This is a genomic window from Kitasatospora arboriphila (assembly GCF_039528095.1).
Lineage (GTDB): Bacteria > Actinomycetota > Actinomycetes > Streptomycetales > Streptomycetaceae > Kitasatospora > Kitasatospora arboriphila.
Map to the genome: position 1 here is coordinate 33,934 of NZ_BAAALD010000034.1, position 18,553 is coordinate 52,486.

Here is an 18,553-nt window from a genome sequence, read left to right on the forward strand (position 1 = left end):
GGTGGGCGCGCAACGGATCCGCGGGCTCGGCCCGCCTCGGGAGGCGGAGCGACTTCCCCGGAGCCGCCGGGGGCGGACGGAGGTGACGGCGGTGGACGGTCCCGGCCTCTCCTGGCGTGAACGGCGGATACTCCGCCGGATGGAACTCCGGCCCGGCCAGGACTCGGACCTCGAACTGCGCCTCCGCACCATGCGGCTCGGCCGGTGGGACGGCGTCCGGCGGGCGCTGCGGCGGCTGCCGCCGTGCGCGCTGCTGCTGGCCGCCGTGTGCGCGGTGGGGCCGGCCACCGCGGGAGTCCCGGCCACGGCGGTGGCCCTGCGGGCGGTCTGCGGGACGGCGGCCGCGGTCACCCTGTTCGTCCTGCTCCGGGGCACCCGACGACACGCCCGACGCGGGCGCCAGGAGTCGTCTTCCGAGGGTGCCCGGGGGTCGGTCGACTCGGAGGGTCGGTTGAGGTGCTCCCGCGCGCCCTGGACTGACCACCCGAGCACCCTTCGAGGACGGCTCCCGGGCCCGGGGCGTCAGGCCCGGCCCAGGGCGCTGTCGTCGAGGGCGGCGAGCAGTGCGGCCGGATCGGCGTGGACCTCCAGGGCGCCGGCGGCGCGCAGCTCGCACTCCCCCACCCCGCCGCAGGTGACGGCGATGCACGGGACGCCGACCGCCGCGGCGGCCTGGACGTCCCACCGGGTGTCACCGACGAACAGGGCCTGGCCGGGGCCGGCCTCGGCCCGGTCGAGGGCCGCGTACACCAGGTCGGGGGCGGGTTTGGAGGTCTCGACGTCGTCGGCGCCGGTGGCCGCCCAGAGCACGTCCTCGGCCCCGAGCACCCGCCGCATCACCTCCAGGTCGCGTCCGGAGGCCGAACTCGCCAGCACCACCCGCCGCCCGCGTGCAGCGACCTCGCGGAGCAGGTCCGCCGCGCCGTCGAAGGCCCGCAGCCGGGGCCGGAATCGGGCGTAGAGCGCCTGCTGGGCGGCGCTGATCGCGTCGTCCTGCGAGTGGTCCCGGTCGGTGCCGAGCAGGTGGTCGAGCAGTTGGTCGCCGGCCATGCCGATCGCCCGGTGGATCCGCGCGGTCGCCGGCTCGTACCCGAACTGGGCGAGCGCCTCCGACCAGGCGATGGTGTGCAGGTAACTGGTGTCGAGCAGCGTTCCGTCGACGTCGAAGAGGGCTGCGGACGGCATGCTCTACTCCCTCCGGAGGGCCGGCGCGGGGACGGGCGCGGGCATGCGCAGCGTACGGCGCATGCCCGCGCCCGGCGTTCCGGACGTGCCGGGGCTCAGTGGCCGAGGCGGTGGATCAGACCCTGCCTCCGCTGCGGCTGCGGCTGCGGGGCGGGCTCGGCCGCCGTGTCGTCGGTCCGCAGCCCGGTGGCGGTCGGGGCGTGCGTCCCGGGGTCGGCCGGGCCTCCCGCGGCGCCGCCGAGCGGTGCCCGGTCCGCGTACGGCTGCGGCTCGGGCGCGGCGGCGTAGGACTGGTCGGGGTACGGCCGGACGGTGGCGGGCTCCGCCGGGGAGGCCGCGGCGCGGGCCCGGCGGGAGGTGCGCAGTTCGGCGCTGCGGCGGCGGTGCCGACGGCTGCCGGCGGCCACCAGCAGGCAGCCGAAGACGAAGATCAGGGTCAGCGCGATCCCTGCGAGGAAGACCGCGAGGCTGTTCATGGTGGCGATGTGGTTGCCGAGCACGGCCACCGTGGTGGTCGGTCCGCCGTCGAGGTTGTCGGCGATCAGCAGTCCGGTGAAGGCACCGGTCGCCGCCAGCAGCAGGAGTCCGAGCGCGAGCATCGGCTGTCTCCTTTCGGGCTTGCGGGGGAGGTTCCCCCACCCGCGTCTGCCCCGGCGCCGCCGTCCGATGCACGGGCCGGGTCAGGGGTGCTCCTCGTCGTCCTGCCCGTCCCGGCCGGCGAGGCTGAGGTCCGCCCAGACGGTCTTGCCGTGGTGGTGCGGGACGACTCCCCAGCCGGTGCTCAGCCGGTCGACGATGTGCAGTCCCCGGCCGCCGGGCCCGTTGGCGGCCTCCGGCGGTTCGCGGGGGGCGGGGCTGCCCGGTCCGCCGTCGAAGACCTCGACCCGGGCGGACGGGCCGTCCCGCACCAGGGTGAGTTCGATCGGGCTGCCACCGTGCAGGAGGGCGTTGGAGAGCAGTTCGGAGACCACCAGCAGCATGTCGGCACGGCGCTCCTCGCCGCCGGGGCGCCCCCACTCGTCGAGGACCCTGGTGGTGAAGTCGCGGCCCGACCGGATGTCCCCGGGTGCGCCGAAGTAGCACCGGTGGCGTTCGGAGACGGTCCGTGCGGCCCCGGCGGCGTGCCGTGGCCGCCCTGCGGCGCCCTTCGCCATGTGCTCACCCCGTCGACCGTGTCCGACCACTGTGTGCGCTGCTCCCGTCGGAGCGGCTGTCCCCCGACCGCGGCTGCCGTCCGGCGGCCGCGGTGCCGGCGGGCGCGGGCCCCAATTGTGCCGGCGGCCGCGGTCCGGTCCGCCGCGGGCGGAGAGGCTCCGGTTCCGCGTCTGCCCAGCTCCGCCGGGAAGAACCCGGCCGGACGGGGGACCGCGGGTGGCGCGGTCGCCGCCCGGCCGGACCGGTGCCGCGCACCGGTGTCACGGCCTGCCGCCGTCAGGAAGGCCCGGCGGCCGCGGCCTGCACCTGGCTGAGCGGCGCGGCGAGCGACTCCAGGCTGCGGCGCTCGGCCTTCACCCCGATCGCCGCCTCGACGAGTCCCGCCACCACCATCAGTGCGGCGCCGATCGAGAAGGCGAGCGTGGTGTCGGCGGTCTTGCCGCTGCTGACCAGGCCGTTGAAGAGCAGCGGTCCGGTGATGCCGCCGATCGCGGTGCCGACGGCGTAGAAGAACGCGATGCACAGCGCCCTGGTCTCCAGCGGGAAGATCTCGCTGACGGTCAGGTAGGCGGCGCTGGCGCCGGCGGAGGCGAGGAACAGCACGGCCGTCCAGCACACCGTCATGGTCGTCGCGTCGAGCGTGCCCTGCTGGAAGAGGTAGGCCGTCAGGAAGAGCAGCACGCCCGAGCCGATGTAGGTGCCGGCGATCATCGGTTTGCGGCCGACCGAGTCGAAGAGGTGGCCGAGCAGCAGCGGTCCGAGGAAGTTGCCGACGGCGATGACGGCGAAGTAGTACCCGGTGTTGCCGTCGGGGACGTTGAAGAACGTCGTGAGGATCACCGCGTAGCCGAAGGTGACGGAGTTGTAGAGGAAGGCCTGGCCGACGAAGAGGGCGAGGCCGAGGACCGTCCGCCGCGGATAGGTGGAGGTCACCGTCCGGGCGATGGTGATGAACCCGAGCGCTCCCCTGGGCCTGATGGTGATCTCCTCGGTGGCGGGCGGGAGCTTCTCCCCGGTCTCCTCCGCGACCGTCCGTTCCACGTCGTCCACCAGGCGTTCGGCCTCCTCGGCGCGGCCGTGCGTGAACAGCCAGCGGGGGCTCTCCGGGACGTGCCGCCGCACCAGCAGGATGACGAGGCCGAGAACGACGCCGAGGGCGAAGGAGAGCCGCCAGCCGACGTCGGTCGCGAACAGCGCGGTGTTCAGCAGGGCGATCGAGGCGAAGGCGCCGATCGCGGCACCGATCCAGAAGCTGCCGTTGATGATCAGGTCGACCCTGCCGCGGACCCTGGCCGGGATCAGCTCGTCGATCGCCGAGTTGATCGCCGCGTACTCGCCGCCGATGCCGAAGCCGGTGAAGAACCGGCAGAGGAAGAAGAACCAGGGCGTCCAGGCGAGTGCGGTGACGGCGGTCGCCGCGAGGTAGACGCCGAGCGTCACCATGAAGAGCTTCTTCCGGCCGAGGCGGTCGGTCAGCCAGCCGAAGAAGAGGGCGCCGCTGCACGCACCGGCGACGTAGAGGGCCGCCGCGGTGGTGGTCACCTGGGCGGCACTGATGTCGATGCCGCTGCCCGACTCGGCCAGCCGGGAGGCCATGTTGCCGACGATGGTGACTTCGAGGCCGTCCAGGATCCAGACCGTCCCGAGGCCGATGACGATGCGCCAGTGCCAGCGCGACCAGGGCAGCCGGTCCAGGCGGGCCGGCACGTTCGTCCGGATCGTGCCCTTCTGCGGGCTGCTCGCCCGGTCGGCACGGGTGGCGTTTCCTGAGGGTGGCACAGACTCGGCCATGATCGGCCTCCGTTCGCTGCCGCGGGGCCCGGTCGCCCCGTCCGGGGGAGGCGCCTTCCCCGCGGCGGCGCGATCACACGGACGGGCCGGCCCCGGGGACGGTGCCGTGCCCGTGCCGCGCCGCGTCGGGGGCGCCGCCCATCGCGCGCAGCATCCCGGCGCCGCCGGTCCGGAAGAAGCGGACCAGCAGCACCGCGGCGAGCAGCAGGAAGAGGATGTTCAGCCAGGTGGTGTAGTCCCAGCGGACCCCCTCGGAGGGCACGGTGGCGTCCGCCTGGTCGGGGATCAGGCCGAGCGCGCCGAAGACGATCTCGACGGCGTACCCGGCGGCCACCATGGCGAGGTAGAAAGTGCCGAGCAGGAAGAGCGTCGTCCGCCGCCCGTAGTACTTCCGGTAGATGTTGAGGATCGGCAGGATCAGCAGGTCGGCGAAGATGAACGAGACCACGCCGCCGAAGCTGATGCCGCCCTTCCACAGGACCACCGCGAGCGGCACGTTGCCGATCGAGCAGACGAACGAGGCGACGGCCACCACCGGACCGATCAGCGGGCCCCAGACCTTCGCCGCGACGGGGTGGCCGGTGAAGAAGAAGGCCTCCCAGAAGGAGTCCGGCACCCAGGCGGCGACCGCCCCGGCGATCAGCAGGCCGAGGACGAGGTCCCGCAGGATCGCGGCCCACTCCATCACGAAGACGTGCGAGACCGAGGTGAAGCCCTCGGGCGAGGCCAGCCGGCGGAGGAAACCGCCGCCGCGGCGCACGCCCATGTCCATCGCGGCGTGGCCCTCCATCGAGCCGGCCGCCCCGCGGTCGGCGTGCTCCCGCGCCTCCCGGACCATCGGCGCCCGGAGGAACCGCCGGAAGAGCACCGCCAGCACCACGATCATGATCGGGCCGCCGGTGAACTCGGCCGCCGTGAACTGCCAGCCCATCAGCAGCGCCAGGATCACCCCGAGTTCGACGACCAGGTTGGTCGAGGCGATCTCGAAGGCCATCGCCGCGGTGAAGTCGGCGCCCTTGCGGAACAGCGAGCGGGCCAGTGCGACGGCGGCGTACGAGCAGGAGGACGAGGCCATGCCGAGCCCGGAGGCGAGCGCCAGCGTCCGCGGCCGGTCGTCGCCCAGTGCCCGGGCGACCGTCTCCCGGTGGACCACCGCCTGGACGACCGCCGACAGCAGGAAGCCGAGGATCAGTGCCCAGGTGATCTCCCAGGTCATCGCGCCGGTGATCTCCAGCGCGTGCAGCACGGCGTCCATTCGGCCTCGCAGGTCGGGCGGTCGGCGGGTGGTCCAGGGGCGGCCGGGCCGGCCCGGTCAGTCCAGGCCCCGGCCCCGCCGCAGTCGCGCCGCCACCTCGCCCGGGTCGACCAGGGGCGCCGGATAGTCGGCCGGCGGACGCTCCAGCAGCCAGGGCCGGTGGACGGACCGGCCCCGGAGGTGGGCGAGTTCGGGCACCCACCGGCGTACGTAGGCGCCGTCCGGGTCGAGGCGGTCGGCCTGGGTGAGCGGGTTGAGCACCCGGTTGGGACGGGTGTCGGTGCCGGTGCCGGCCACCCACTGCCAGTTGAGCTGGTTGTTGGCGAGGTCGCCGTCCACCAGCAGGTGCAGGAAGTGCCGGGCTCCGGTCCGCCAGTCCTGGTACAGCGTCTTGGTCAGGAAGGAGGCGGTGAGCAGCCTGGCCCGGTTGTGCATCCAGCCCTCGTGGGCGAGTTGGCGCATCCCGGCGTCGACCACGGGGAAGCCGGTGCGGCCCTGCCGCCAGGCCTCGGCCTCGCGGGAGTCCTCGCGCCACCGGTCGCCCTTGCCGCGGTAGTCCTGCCAGGCGGCGTCCGGCCGGGCGGCGAGCACCTGGTGGTGGAAGTCCCGCCAGACGAGCTGCCGGACGAAGGCCTCCGCGCCGGGGCCGCCGCGGCGTTCGGCGAGGTCGACCAGCTCGGTCGCGGAGAGGCAGCCGAAGTGCAGGTAGGGGGAGAGACGTGACGTCCCGTCGGCGGCCAGGTCGTCGTGCACCTCCTCGTAGGCGGTGACGTCCCAGGCCTTCCAGCGCCTGCGGGCCTCGGTCTCCCCGCCGGGCGGCAGGCCCGGCGAGTCGGTGCGCTCGGGGCGGATCGCGTCCGGGTCCGTCCCGGCGGGGCCCGCGGGGGTGCGCAGGCTCCGCGGCGCCCGGTGCGGCATGCGGCGCGAACTCCGCTGCCAGGCCCGGAAGTACGGGGTGAAGACGGCGTAGTGGTCCTTGCCGGCGGGCGCGGCGGCGCCGGGCACGAGGGCGGTGAGGGAGCCGTCGTGCACGTGGAGGCGGTCGCCGAGGTGTTTCCGCAGGGCGCTCTCGCGGCGCCGCGCGAAGGAGCTGACGCCGGCGGCGACGTGGACGGCGACCGCTCCGGTCTCCTCCGCGAGGCGCGCCGTCTCGGCCGCCGCGGAGCCCCGGCGGATCAGCAGCCGCCCGCCGATCCGGCGGAGCGAGGCGTCGAGGTCGGCCAGGCAGTCCGCGAGGAAGGCCCGACGGTTGGGGGCGGCGAATCCGGCCGCCTCGACGCCGGGGTCGAGCACGAAGAGCGGGACGACCTCGTCGGCGCTGCGGGCGGCGGCGTGCAGCACCGGGTTGTCGTGCAGGCGGAGGTCCTGGGTGAGCAGGGCGATGGCGATCGTCATGGCCCGGCCAGGCTAGGCCCTGTCGTTCGGATCGTGTCGGATCGGCGCGCGGCGGTGGGCACCCGGAGTCGCGCGCCCGGCAGGATCCGTGGGATCCGTGGGATCCGTGGGAGAGGGCCTGTCGATCGGAGCGGCCGTGCCGGTGGTGGCCGGGCGGCGTGTCTTCCGCGCGGCGGCCGGGCCGGGCTCAGAGTGAGCCGACGCGGCGGCCGGTGACCCGGGTGGGCCGGATCCGGATCCAGAGCGGGTTGTCGCCGCCCGACCACGGTTCGGACCCGGGGTGCCCGGCGAGGCGGTCGATCTCCTCGTGCGCGGTCACGTGCTCGGCGGTGCCGGCCAGCAGCACGCTCCAGCCGCGGCTGAGCCGCTCGTCGATCCGGTCGATCTGGAAGGAGAGGGCGGTGCCGGAGTCCGGTGCGGCGGCGCTGTGCGGGACGGTCCGGTAGGCGACGGTGCCCGCGTCGACGACGTAGTTCACCGGGAGGACGGCGGGGCCGGGGCCGGCGGGGACGGCGACCCGGCCGACGCCGTGGTCGCCGATCCGGTCCCAGCACTCGCGGACGGTGAGCCTGATCAGCACGGGGTGTTCCGGGGCCGCGGCCCGGCCCGGCGCCTCGTCGGTGCGGCCCTCGACGAGTTCGCGGTGGCTGAGCCCGAGGGCGCTCGCGAGGCGGAGGAACCCGCCGGGGTCGAAGGCCGGTCCGGCTTCGGCGAGGTGCTGCAGGTAGCGGGTCGCCATCCCGGCCTTGGCGGCGAGTTCGGCCTCGGTCAGGCCCAGGGCGTCGCGGCGTTCGCCGATCCGGCGCGCGATCGCGGCGCGGTCCGGCTCGTCGGGGCCCTGCGACGGGTCCCCGCCAGGGTCGCGGCCGGGCTCGGGGCGGGCGTTGTCGTTCACGGCTGTCCTCCGGCGGGCACGGCGGGCGCACCGGGCGCGCGCTGTCGGCGGCCGGTTCCTCGGCCGTCTCGCCCCAGTAGAGCCCGGGGCCGCGCGGACCGCCAGGCTGCCGGGTCCGCCGGGGGCGGCCGGTCCGCCGAACGGGGCCGGGCGGCCGCGGCGGGTCGGGGCCCTGCCGTGCAGCTGCGGCGCGGTACCCCGGTGGGGCATCCGGTCCGCCCTCCCGGGCGACCCGAGGTACCCCGTGGCCGTACCGGTCGGCCCGGTTCGCCGGGGCTCGGCCGGGCGTTCACCCGGCCGTCGCCCGGGGAAGGGCCGTCCGGCCCTGTCTCCGATCGCGCGAGACTGGTGCGATGGGGCGCACGCGGCACGGGCGTACCCCGGCGGCGCGTTCCCGGCGCCGCCCGCGACGTGCCCGCACGCCGTGCCCGCCGGCCCGGCCCGGCCGTACCGGCACCGAACGATCGCACCACCGGGAGGATCCCGTGAACGGACCCGTCGTCGTCGGTTACGACGGCTCGGCCGAGAGCATCGCCGCCCTGCGGTGGGCGACCGTCGAGGCGGCGCTGCGCGGGCTGCCGCTGGAGCTCGTCCAGGCCTGGCCGTGGCCCAAGCACCACGTCCTCGGCGGCGAGGACGCGGACCGCTGGGTCCGGCAGCAACTGGCCGACCAGGAGGCCGCGGTACGGGCGTCCGCCGGCGACGTGGCGGTCACCTCGCGGCTGGTGCCCGACGCGCCCGCCGCCGTGCTGAAGGCCGCCGGCGAGAAGGCGTCCGTGCTGGTGCTGGGCTCGCGCGGGCTGAGCACGCTGCGCGGCTTCCTGGTCGGCTCGGTCAGCCAGGAGGTGCTGGCCGGGGCGGTCTGCCCGGTGGTGCTCGTCCGGGCCGGCGGCGGGGTCGACCCGGCCCCGGCCCGCAGTGCCGTCGCCCTCGCCCTGGACCTCCGCCACGACTGTCCCGAGGTGCTGGACTTCGCCTTCCGGGCCGCCGCGCAGCGCGGGGTGTCGCTGCGGGTGCTGCACGCGGCCGGGCCGCCGGCGGGCAGCGAGTACATGGCCTTCGGCGCGATCGCGGCGATCTCCGCGGACCTGGCGTCGGCCGAGGAGCAGGCGCTCACCGAGGCGTTGCAGCCGTGGCGCACCAAGCATCCGGACGTCGAGGTGGAGGCGACCGTGGTACCCGGCAGCGCCGCGCTCGCGGTGGTGGAGGCCGTCGGCGAGGACGTCGGCCTGCTTGTGGTCGGCCGCCACGACCGGCGGGTGACCTTCGGCGGCCACGTCGGCCCGGTGACCCATGCGGCGATCCACCACGTCACCTGCCCGGTGGCGGTGGTCCCCTACCGCTGACGGGCCGGCCCCGGACTTGCCCGAAGGGCGCTCGAACGGTCGGTTCAGGAGTGCGTGGGGTACCTCCCGGCGAAGGCCGGGGGGAGAACTGCGCGATTCGGATGCGGGCCGCCGTGCGGACCGAGGGCGACTCGGACTCGTCGGCAGCACCACTCCCGGACTGCGCGGTTCTCCCCCGGTCTTCGGCCGGAAGGTGCCTCCCCACGCGCCCTCGTGAGGCACTCGCACGCCCTTGGAAGACGGCTCTTACTCGTCGGCGGGGGCCGGGGCGTCGGCGCCGTCCGCGCGGGGGCGCAGGAGGGCGGCGGCGAGGTCGAGGAAGTCGGCTGCGGGGCCGGTGCAGTCGTCCTGCGGCACGGCGAGGCAGGTCTCGACCGGCTGGAGGTCGGTCACCGGCAGGTGGACGAGGTCGGGGCGGGAGTACGAGTCGGCGACACTCGCGGGGACGAGCGCGATGCCCTGCCCGGAGGCGATGAGCTCGAACTTGCCCTCCAGCGTGGACGTCCGCCGTTCCTTGCCGTCGAGGAGGGGCTCGCCGTCGAGGTCCGCCGTGGTGAGTGCGGGGCGCCCGGCCAGTGGATGCGTGACGGGCAGGCACGCCACCTTGGTCTCCCGGTCGACGGCGACGGTGCGCAGCCCCGTGTCGTCGAACGGCCGGCGGAGGTACGCGACGTGGACGCGGCCGTCGCGCAGCGGCGCGTCCCGCTCCCACCAGCGCAGCGGGAAGACGTCGACGGCGACGTCCGGGTGGCTCCGGGCGAAGGCCCGGACGGCGTGCGAGACGTGCAGGCCCGGTGCGAAGGCGACGACCAGGCGCTGTTCGCCGCGCGCGGCCTCGTGTACGCGGCGGACGGCCGAGTCCACCACCGCGGTGATCCTCCGTGCCTCCTCGTACAACCGCTGCCCGGCCGGGGTCAGTTCGACGCTGCGGGTGGTCCGCTCGAGCAACGGGCAGCCGAACTCCCGCTCGAAGACCCGGATCTGGCGGCTGAGGACGGGCTGGGCGATGAACAGGGCCCGCGCGGCCCGGCCGAAGTGCCGGTGTTCGGCCACCGCGACGAAGTAGCGGAGCTTCCGCAGGTCGAGATCCATATCCGGACGGTATCAATGCGGACCGAAGGGTATTGGACGGCCGGTCGGGCCCGTCGGAGACTCGGTGCATGACAGCCCGTCGGCGCGCAGTGACGCACCGACGACGGCCCGGCCGCCCGACCGGCGGCCCACCCTGACGATTCGTCACCACTTCTGCGGAGCCGCCGCCGAGGCGGCGCTCCACACGCACGACAGGAAACGACATGACCGACACCCGCCCGACCGCCCTGATCGTCGGCGCCTCCCGGACCTTGGGCCTCGAACTGGCGGCGGAGTACCTGCGCCGCGGCTGGGACGTCATCGGCACCGTCCGCGGCAGCCGGCGCACCGGCCTGCACGACCTGGCCGAGGAGTCCGGGGGCCGCCTCGCCGTCGAGTCGCTGGAGATGACCGACCCCGGAGGGATCACCGCCCTGCGCGACCGGCTGGCGGGACGCACGCTCGACCTGCTCTTCGTCAACGCCGCCGTCACCCGCGGCGACCTCCCGATCGGCGACGTCCCGACGGAGATGTTCACCGAGGTGATGGCCACCAACGCGCTCGGCCCGATGCGCGTCGTCGAGTGGCTGCGCCCGCTGGTCGCCCCGGCCGGGACGATCGGCGTGATGTCCTCCGACCAGGGCAGCATCGCCCTCAACACCGACGGCGGGCAGGACCTGTACCGGGCGAGCAAGTCCGCGCTGAACCAGCTGATGCGCTGTCACGCCGCCCGGCACGCGGACGATCCGCGGACGCTGCTGCTAACGGACCCGGGCTGGGTCCGCACCGACCTCGGCGGCCCGGACGCCGAACTCGGCGTGGAGGAGAGCGTTCCCGGGGTGGTGGACACGATCGAGGCCCACCGCGGAAAGCCCGGACTCCACTTCGTCGACCACCTCGGACAGGTCGTGCCCTGGTAGCGGCCGCACCGGGCGCCACCGGGCCGGGGCGGGGCCGTCCCACGGGGTGGGCGAGGGCTGGGAGCCGCAACGAACTGCTGGTAGTAGTAGGCGCGTTCCACGCCGACAGTCGAGCGCCCCACCTGCCCCACCGTCCGTGAACGGAGATCAAGTGCCCGCCCCCATCGCCCCCGACGACAGTACCGACGCCCCCGTGGCGACCGCCGACCCCGACCTGCCCGCCACCCTCGCCACGGCAGTCGCCCCCGCGCCGGCGGTCGCCGACGCACCGGCCGCGTCCGTACCCGGCCTGCGGCTCAAGGCCGTGCTGCTGATGGCCGGCAGTTGCCTGCCGATCCTGGGCGCCGTCCTCATCGCCCCCGTCCTGCCCAGGATCCAGGACCACTTCGCCGCCACCCCCGGCGCCGACGCGCTGGTGCCGGTCGCCCTGACGATCCCCGCGCTGGCGCTCGCCCTGCTCGCCCCGTTCGCCGGCGTGCTGATCGACCGGCTCGGCCGACACCGGCTGCTGGTCGGGGCGACCGTCGCGTACGCGTTCGTCGGCACGGCGCCGCTCTGGCTCGACTCGCTCGGGGCGATCGTCGCCAGCCGGGCGCTCGTCGGCGTCACCGAGGCCGTCATCATGACCTGCTGCACCACCCTGATCGGCGACTACTGGAGCGGCCGCACCCGGGACCGCTACCTCGCCCTGCAGACGATCTGCGCCGCCGTCTCCGCCACCGCGTTCTTCGCGATCGGCGGGGCCGTCGGCTCGGCCGGCTGGCGGGCGCCGTTCTGGGCGTACGCGGTGAGCCTGCTGCTGGCGCCGCTGATGGCGACCGTGCTGCGGCCCGCGCCGAAGGCCGCCGTCACTGCCACGGCCGCCACCGCTGCCGCGGACGCTCCGGCGGAGCCGGTCGGGCCGGGCGGCGGCGGCGAGGAACGGCCCTTCCCCTGGCGGCGGTTGGCACCGACCTGCGGACTGACGGTGTTCGGCGCGGTGGTGTTCTACACCGTGCCGGTGGAGACCTCCTACCTGCTGGACGACCTGGGGGTGACCGCACCGGCCGTGATCGGCGCGGCGACCGCACTGGCCAGTGCGGCCACCGTCGCCGGGGCGGCCGGCTTCGCCCGCTTCACGGCCCGGGCACAGCGCTTCCTGCCGCAGGTGCTGGCGCTCTGCGCGGCCGGATTCGTGCTGATGGCGGTCGCCGACCGGGCGTCGCTGCTGGTGGCCGGCGCCGTGGTCGACTGCCTCGGCACCGGCGTCCTGCTGCCGCTGCTGCTCACCCGGGCGATGGCCCTGCTGGACCACGCGGACCGCGGCCGCGGCACCGGTCTGTGGACGGCGGCCTTCTTCCTCGGCGAGTTCGTCTGCCCGCTCGTGCTGCTGGCCGCCGCCGCGCTGGTCGGCTCCCTGGCGGCGGCGGTGGGCGTCCTGGCCGCGGCGACGGCCCTGGTGGCCCTGGGCGTCCACCTCAAGGACCGCCGCCCCGTCCCCGCCGCGGTCTGACGACGGGCTCGGCCCTGCCCCGCCCGGGTGTGCACACCCGGGCGGGGCAGGGCCGTTGCAGCACATAGGGTCGGGCCATGACCGTCCTGCGTTCCGTCCTGCTGTTCCTGCTCGCCGCCCTGCTGGAGATCGGCGGCGCCTGGCTGGTGTGGCAGGGCACCCGGGAGCACCGCGGGTGGGTGTGGATCGGCGCCGGGGTGCTGGCGCTCGGCGCGTACGGCTTCGTGGCGACCCTGCAGGACGACGCGGACTTCGGCCGGATCCTGGCCGCGTACGGCGGTGTCTTCGTCGCGGGTTCGCTCGCCTGGGGCATGGTCGTGGACGGCTACCGGCCGGACCGCTACGACGTGATCGGCGCCCTGGTCTGCCTGGTCGGGGTCGCCGTCATCATGTACGCACCGCGCGGGCACTGACTCGCCTACCATGGCGCCGTGCTGAGCGGCTACCTGTACGTGGGCGAGGGCGACACCGGACCGATGGCCGGTGCCGAGGTCGGACGGCGGGTCGCCAAGGACTCCTGCGAGCCTCCGTGGCTCGTGGTGATGCACACCGTCGACGGGGTCAACGTGACGCGCTGGCCCGGGCGGCTGTTCCGGGTGGCCGCCGTCCCGGCCGCGGACGCCGCGGCCCGGGAGGCGGTGCGCCGGGCGAACGAGGCCTTCTCCCCGACTGCCGGGCACAGCCGCGCACACACCGTCGACGTACTGGCGGAGCTCTCCCCCGGCGTGCTGTTCGGCCCCTCGGGCGAGGAGGTCGCCCGGGTCGCGGACGCGGCCGCCGCCCTGACCCCGGCCACGGCCGGCCTGCTGGCCTCCGCCTGGACCGGCGCCGGACGGACCGCTTACGCCGCGGCCTGGGAACGCTGGCTCGCCGACCGGCCCGACGCCGGCCCGTACCTGGGCTCCGACCACTCGGCGGCCCTGCTGATCCCCGGCGCCGGACGCCCGGGCTCGCCGCTCGGCCGCGGCTTCCTCGCCGTGCACGCCGCCGTCCTCGCGAGCGCCCGCACCCGGGGCGGCGAGGCCGCCTTCACCGTCGTCGAGGACGACGCGGACGGGGAGCCGGGCGGCCTGCAGCTCGGCCGGACCTGGTCGGGCGCCGCGGACGCGCTGCTCGGCGCCGCGATGGCCCTCGGCGCCCCGGGTCTGCCGACGCCGGAGGAGGCGGCGCTGCTCACCGCGCCCTGGCGGCTGCTGACCGGCGGCGTCCGGTGACCGGCCACCGGGTCCTCGGCCTCCGCGAGGTCACCGGGCTGGAGTCCCTGCTCGGCCACCTCGGTACGGTGTTCGCGGCCTTCCGCGCACAGGACTCCGGCTGCCACTCCTACGGGGTCGAACTCGCCTGTGGTGAGCGGTGGTTCGTCAAGGCGGCACGGACGGACGCGGCCGCTGCCACGGTGCTCCGCGGTCGGGCCCTGCACCGGGCGGTCCGGCATCCGGCGATCGTGCCGCAGGTGCACGGATTCACCGCGGACGGGCGCCCGGCGGTCGTCCTGCCGTGGTGCCCGGGCGAGGTGCTGTACCACCCGGTGGCCGGGCGGCCCGGCGACCGGACGAGTCCCGGCAGCCCGATGGCGCGGTTCCGGGCGCTGCCGCTGCCGGAGGTCCTGACGGCGGTGGACCGGCTGCTGGACGCCCATCTCGCGGTCGAGGCCGCAGGCTTCATCGCGGTCGACCTCTACGACGGCTCGATGCTGTACGACTTCGCGGCCCGTACCCTGCGGCTGGTCGACCTGGACGAGTACCGACCCGGGCCCTTCGTCCTGACGGAGGACCGGTTGCCGGGCTCGCGCCGCTACCTGGCACCGGAGCAGTGCACCCGGGAAGCCGTGGTCGACACCCGGTCGACGGTGTTCACCCTGGGCAGGGCCGCCCGCCTGCTGCTGGACGCCGGCGACGAGGAACGCGCCTGGCGCGGCGGTCCGGCCGGTCTCGCGGTGATCGCCCGGGCTACCGACCCCGATCCGGCCGGGCGCCACCCGACCGTCGCCGCCCTCGCCGCCGACTGGCGTGCCGCCGGGAGCCGTTGAGACCCCCGGCGCAGGGCCGTGCGCGGATCAGGCCGCGGTGTGCAGGCCGTACCGGGTGCGGGCGTCGGCGAGCACGCCGGCCAGTTCGGCCGGGCGGCGGGTGGAGAGATAGACGAACGGGCAGAGCAGGGTCGGCTCGACGATGTCGACCCGGACGGCCTGCGGCAGGAACCCGCGCATCAGCAGCCGGGCCCGCGGACCGGCCCGCCGGGTGCGCCAGGCCAGCGCCTCGGTCTCGTCGAGGATCTCGATCCCGCCGAAGTGCTCGGCCCGCAGCACGATCTGCCCGGCCACCAGCACACCGTCGCAGACCCGGATGCGCACCGCCCCGTAGCCGCGCAGCACCGAGGCCGTGACCGCCAGCAGCAGGGCGCCGGCGGCCACCGCGGGCATCGGTCCGAGCGGGAGCAGCGCCGCGGCCAGCCCGGCGGCGGAGGCCGCGGCGGCCAGCCACCAGCGCACCGGAACGGAGAGCCGTTCGTCGTAGATCACCACGATGCCGATGCTGCCACGTCCTTACGGTCCGCCGGGCGGCGGCAGGTCGGGGCGGGACGAGCTGCGGTGCACCACTGCTCAGCTCGGGGCGAGTCCGTGGAGGACGGGACCGGCGTGCGCCCCCGTGGCGAGGTTGACGACCAGTCCTCCGCCGTCGGCGGGGGTGGCGCGTACGTAGGCGCCGCCGTAGCCGTTGACCACGGTGAACACCCCCCACAGCGGTGTCCAGGGGCGGAGTTCGCCGTTGTCGTCCGCGAAGAGCTCGACGGAGGGCCGGACCCGCCGCTGGAGGATGTACGGGCGGTCGAGCGCCGCGTGGATGCGCGTGCTCCACTCCTGTGCGGTCAGGCCCGGTGTCCAGCCGGGCAGCACGCCGGTGCCGCCGGCCAGCGAGGTGGGCTTGAGCACCAGGTCGTGCTGGTGGGCCAGGGCGTACTCGACGAGGTCGACGGACTCCCCGTCCTCCAGGGTGACCGGGCCCGGACGGACCATCCGCGTCCAGGTGAGGATCCGGTCGAGGCCCGCCAGCACGTCGGCGCCGAACAGCCGCCGGTTCCGCTCGTCGGAGAGCAGGGCGAGGGCGCCCTTGCTGGCGTACACGGCCGAGTCCAGCGGTGTGAAGATCCGGACCTCGCCGCGGTCGGCGGCGTCGAGGATCGGGTCGACCAGGCGCAGGGACTCCGGCGACTTGAGCAGGTCGCCGATCAGGAACACCCGGAAGACGATGTCGACGGGCCGCTCCCCCAGCCACACCCGGCCGTCCCGCGCCTCCAGCTGCCCGACGTGGCAGGGGTACGCCTCCAGCCCGTACTCGCCCCAGCGTTCGCAGAGCGCCTCCATGTAGGGGAGCATCCGCCCGTACGCGTCCGGCCAGTCGGTCAGCGCGACCACGGGGTCGTCCCCGGGGCCGTAGCCGCTCTCCACCACGATGTTCTCGACCTGTTCGCGGAGCGAGTCCACGAAGCCGAGCTTGTGGCGTTCGGCGAAGTCCGCGAGGTGCGGGCGGGCGAGCAGCTCCCGGCACATGTCGGGGTTGTCCATCCCGCCGACGGCGCTGCCGATGTTGAGTTCGAGCAGCTTGAAGCCGGTGTCGTCGGCGTAGAGGTCGGCCCGGGTCTGCCGGCTCACGGTCGCGCCGCGGCCGCGCATCACGGCGGAGACCTGGACGTCGGTCAGCCCGACGGCCCGGGCGAACGCCTCGAAGTCGCCGCCGAAGAGCAGGTCGGGGAGGGCCGCCAGGGCGGTGCGCAGGTTCTCCAGGTCGGCGTGGAGCTGCACCTGTTCGGCGTGGCCGAGGAACAGCGGCCGGGACAGGTACCTGCCCTCGTACATTCCGTCGAGGAACGCTGAGCCGACCGGGCCGACCGGGCCCGCCGGGCCCGCCGGTCCGGCCGTCCGGGCGTCGGCTCCGGGCCGGCCCAGTTCGGCCAGGTACGCGCGGGTCAGGGAGATGCGGTCCATGGATCTCTCTCTACTGTTCGGCAGCCGCGGTTGCGCGGCGGCCACGGATCAGGGCGGCGGCGAGGACGACCGAGGCGAGCACGGCCGTGCTGATCAGCTGGATCCTGGTGCCGGGATCGACGAGCATCAGCCCGAGCAGCGCGACCATGGCGGCCAGCGCGGTCCAGCTCAGGTACGGGTGGCCCCACATCCGCACCGGCGAGTCGGCCGGCAGGCGCCGGCGCAGGCGCAGCTGGGAGCAGGCGACCAGGATCCAGACCAGCAGCAGCACCGTGCCGACCGCGTCGAGCAGGTGGAGGAAGACCGTGCGCGGCCAGAGCAGGTTGAGCACGACTCCGACGAATCCGAACGCGGCCGAGGCGAGCACGGCCGCACGGGGGACGCCCGTCCGGCCGAGCCGTGCCAGCAGCGCGGGCGCCTGGCGGCGGCGGGCCAGCGAGAAGGCCATCCGGGCGGCGGCGTAGGTGTTGGCGTTGAGCGCGGACAGCAGGGCGAGCAGCACGACGACCCGCATGACCTGTCCCGCGGCGGGAACGCCGACGTGGTCGAGGACGGCGGCGAACGGGCCGGCACCGACCTGCGGGTCGGACCACGGCAGCAGGCTGACCACGACCGCCATGGAGCCGAGGTAGAAGACGGCGATCCGCCAGACCGCGGCGCGGACGGCCCGCCCGGTGGCCCGGGCCGGGTCGTCGGACTCGGCGGCGGCGATGGTGACGACCTCCAGGCCGCCGAACGCCGGGACGGCGGTGGTGAGTCCGGCCGCGACGCCGGCCCAGCCGTGCGGCAGCAGGTCGCCGTCCAGGGCTCCGGTGTCCCCGCCGGGGAGCACCCCGGCGATCGCCAGCACGCCGACGACCAGGAAGGCTACGATCGCGGCGACCTTGACCAGGGCGAACCAGAACTCGAACTCGCCGAAGTTCCGCACGTCGGTGAGGTTGACCGCGGTGAAGACCGACATGAACAGCAGCACCATGAGCCACTGCGGGACGGCCGGGAGCCAGCCGTGCACGATGACGGCGGCCGCGGTCGACTCCAGGGCGAGCACCACGACCAGGGTCAGCCAGTACAGCCAGCCGATGGTGAACCCGGCCCATGCGCCGAAGGCACGTTCCGCGTGCTCGGAGAACGAGCCGCTGGACGGGTGGGCGGCGGCCATCTCGGCCATCATCCGCATCACCAGCACGGTGAGGACGCCGGCCGCCGCGAAGGACAGCACGATCCCCGGTCCGGCCGCGGCGATGCCCGCGCCGGAGCCGACGAACAGGCCGGACCCGATCACGCCTCCCATGGCGAGCATGCCCAGGTGGCGCTGGCGCAGGGTGCCGCGCAGGTGCTCCCCCGGTCGCGGCTCGGTGGCGGGTGGAGCGGTGAGGGTCATTCGAGGTCCTTGGACGAGGCACGGGGACGGGGGAACGGGCGGATCGGGGTCGTGACGGGTTCGACCACCGCTGCTTCGGTGGGGCGGCCCGGCATCCGGGACCACCGCAGCGCCAGGACGGCGGAGACCGCCGCCCCGACGGCGCCGAACACGGTGATGACGACGGACGCCGGGGCGTGGTCTGCGGCGAGGCCAGCCAGGGAGATGCCGACCCCCTGGGCCATCCGGACGGCCGCCGAGGCCAGTCCGAACGCCTTGCCGCGCTCGGAGTCGGGGACGGAGCGGCTGTACTCGGCGTTCGCCGGGACCTGGAACGCCGAGAACACTCCGGAAGCCGCCCACAGCGCGCAGGTCACGGCGGTGTTCGAGGAGAGCACGGTGAAGGTCAGCACCGCGCAGGAGGCGACGGACAGCGGCCCGAGCAGCCGCAGGCCGCGATCCGGGCTCACCCAGCGGGTCAGCACGAACATGCCGACGACCGCGCCGGCCGGGCTGGCCGCGAGCAGCAGGCCCACCCCGGTCGGCCCCTGTCCCAGGGCGTGGGCGTACGGCGTGGCCAGGCCCTCCTTGCAGGCGTAGAAGCCGGAGACGGTGCCGAACGCCACCAGCAGGCGCAGCCGGCGGTCGGCCCGGACGAGGCCGGCGCCGCCGGTGATCACGCTCCACCGGCCGCGATCATCGG

Annotated in this window: 18 protein-coding genes; 6 read left to right on the forward strand and 12 right to left on the reverse strand. The window is 75.1% G+C overall.

What is annotated here, in order from left to right:
• Window positions 1–522 precede the first annotated feature (522 nt).
• From ABD353_RS18770 to ABD353_RS18800, 7 genes are all read right to left on the reverse strand, one after another.
• Window positions 523–1,185 carry an HAD family hydrolase gene (locus ABD353_RS18770; protein WP_344624780.1) on the reverse strand — a complete coding sequence of 221 codons (663 nt, stop codon included), beginning with the start codon at window positions 1,183–1,185 and terminating at the stop codon, window positions 523–525.
• A gap of 95 nt (window positions 1,186–1,280) precedes the next feature.
• On the reverse strand, window positions 1,281–1,784 hold the full coding sequence (locus ABD353_RS18775; protein ID WP_344624781.1) for a hypothetical protein: 504 nt from the start codon (window positions 1,782–1,784) through the stop codon (window positions 1,281–1,283).
• Between the two features lie 81 nt (window positions 1,785–1,865).
• Complete coding sequence (locus tag ABD353_RS18780) at window positions 1,866–2,339, reverse strand: ATP-binding protein (protein ID WP_344624782.1); 474 nt, start codon at window positions 2,337–2,339, stop codon at window positions 1,866–1,868.
• Window positions 2,340–2,616: 277 nt separating this feature from the next.
• Complete coding sequence (locus ABD353_RS18785; protein ID WP_344624783.1) at window positions 2,617–4,131, reverse strand: MFS transporter; 1,515 nt, start codon at window positions 4,129–4,131, stop codon at window positions 2,617–2,619.
• Window positions 4,132–4,204: 73 nt separating this feature from the next.
• The gene (locus ABD353_RS18790) at window positions 4,205–5,386 is read right to left on the reverse strand and encodes a permease (RefSeq protein WP_344624784.1); all 1,182 of its coding nucleotides are present in this window, start codon (window positions 5,384–5,386) and stop codon (window positions 4,205–4,207) included.
• Between the two features lie 57 nt (window positions 5,387–5,443).
• Window positions 5,444–6,781 carry a cryptochrome/photolyase family protein gene (locus tag ABD353_RS18795; protein ID WP_344624785.1) on the reverse strand — a complete coding sequence of 446 codons (1,338 nt, stop codon included), beginning with the start codon at window positions 6,779–6,781 and terminating at the stop codon, window positions 5,444–5,446.
• A 187-nt stretch (window positions 6,782–6,968) separates the two neighbouring features.
• Window positions 6,969–7,676, reverse strand: coding sequence for a helix-turn-helix domain-containing protein (locus tag ABD353_RS18800; RefSeq protein ID WP_344624786.1), 708 nt, complete (start codon window positions 7,674–7,676; stop codon window positions 6,969–6,971).
• Window positions 7,677–8,161: 485 nt separating this feature from the next.
• Between ABD353_RS18800 and ABD353_RS18805 the strand changes: the two genes are divergently transcribed.
• Entirely contained in the window at window positions 8,162–9,022 is an 861-nt protein-coding gene (locus tag ABD353_RS18805; protein WP_344624787.1) for a universal stress protein, read from the forward strand.
• A 246-nt stretch (window positions 9,023–9,268) separates the two neighbouring features.
• Here ABD353_RS18805 and ABD353_RS18810 read toward each other — a convergent pair whose 3' ends face one another.
• Window positions 9,269–10,114 (reverse strand): LysR family transcriptional regulator, encoded by an 846-nt coding sequence (locus tag ABD353_RS18810; protein WP_344624788.1) that lies wholly within the window; start codon window positions 10,112–10,114, stop codon window positions 9,269–9,271.
• A 203-nt stretch (window positions 10,115–10,317) separates the two neighbouring features.
• Between ABD353_RS18810 and ABD353_RS18815 the strand changes: the two genes are divergently transcribed.
• From ABD353_RS18815 to ABD353_RS18835, 5 genes are all read left to right on the forward strand, one after another.
• A complete protein-coding gene (locus ABD353_RS18815; RefSeq protein WP_344624789.1) occupies window positions 10,318–11,013 on the forward strand; it encodes an SDR family NAD(P)-dependent oxidoreductase in 696 nt (231 codons plus the stop codon).
• A gap of 151 nt (window positions 11,014–11,164) precedes the next feature.
• Window positions 11,165–12,505: an MFS transporter gene (locus tag ABD353_RS18820; RefSeq protein ID WP_425555191.1), complete on the forward strand. Its 1,341-nt coding sequence runs from the start codon at window positions 11,165–11,167 to the stop codon at window positions 12,503–12,505.
• Window positions 12,506–12,582: 77 nt separating this feature from the next.
• Complete coding sequence (locus tag ABD353_RS18825; protein ID WP_344624790.1) at window positions 12,583–12,918, forward strand: YnfA family protein; 336 nt, start codon at window positions 12,583–12,585, stop codon at window positions 12,916–12,918.
• A gap of 18 nt (window positions 12,919–12,936) precedes the next feature.
• Window positions 12,937–13,719 (forward strand): hypothetical protein, encoded by a 783-nt coding sequence (locus ABD353_RS18830; RefSeq protein WP_344624791.1) that lies wholly within the window; start codon window positions 12,937–12,939, stop codon window positions 13,717–13,719.
• A complete protein-coding gene (locus ABD353_RS18835; protein WP_344624792.1) occupies window positions 13,716–14,534 on the forward strand; it encodes a protein kinase family protein in 819 nt (272 codons plus the stop codon). Before ABD353_RS18830 ends, ABD353_RS18835 begins: the two co-directional genes overlap by 4 nt.
• Window positions 14,535–14,561: 27 nt before the next feature.
• Here the strand turns inward: ABD353_RS18835 and ABD353_RS18840 are convergent, their stop codons facing one another.
• The 4 genes from ABD353_RS18840 to ABD353_RS18855 form a co-directional block, all read right to left on the reverse strand.
• The gene (locus ABD353_RS18840) at window positions 14,562–15,029 is read right to left on the reverse strand and encodes a DUF3093 family protein (RefSeq protein WP_344624793.1); all 468 of its coding nucleotides are present in this window, start codon (window positions 15,027–15,029) and stop codon (window positions 14,562–14,564) included.
• 78 nt (window positions 15,030–15,107) lie between these two features.
• Window positions 15,108–16,490: a hypothetical protein gene (locus ABD353_RS18845; RefSeq protein ID WP_344624794.1), complete on the reverse strand. Its 1,383-nt coding sequence runs from the start codon at window positions 16,488–16,490 to the stop codon at window positions 15,108–15,110.
• Between the two features lie 10 nt (window positions 16,491–16,500).
• Window positions 16,501–17,871 carry an amino acid permease gene (locus ABD353_RS18850; protein ID WP_344624795.1) on the reverse strand — a complete coding sequence of 457 codons (1,371 nt, stop codon included), beginning with the start codon at window positions 17,869–17,871 and terminating at the stop codon, window positions 16,501–16,503.
• Window positions 17,868–18,553, reverse strand: a 686-nt coding sequence (locus tag ABD353_RS18855) for an MFS transporter (protein ID WP_344624796.1), incomplete at its 5' end; no start/stop codon positions are given. The genes ABD353_RS18855 and ABD353_RS18850, both read right to left, overlap by 4 nt.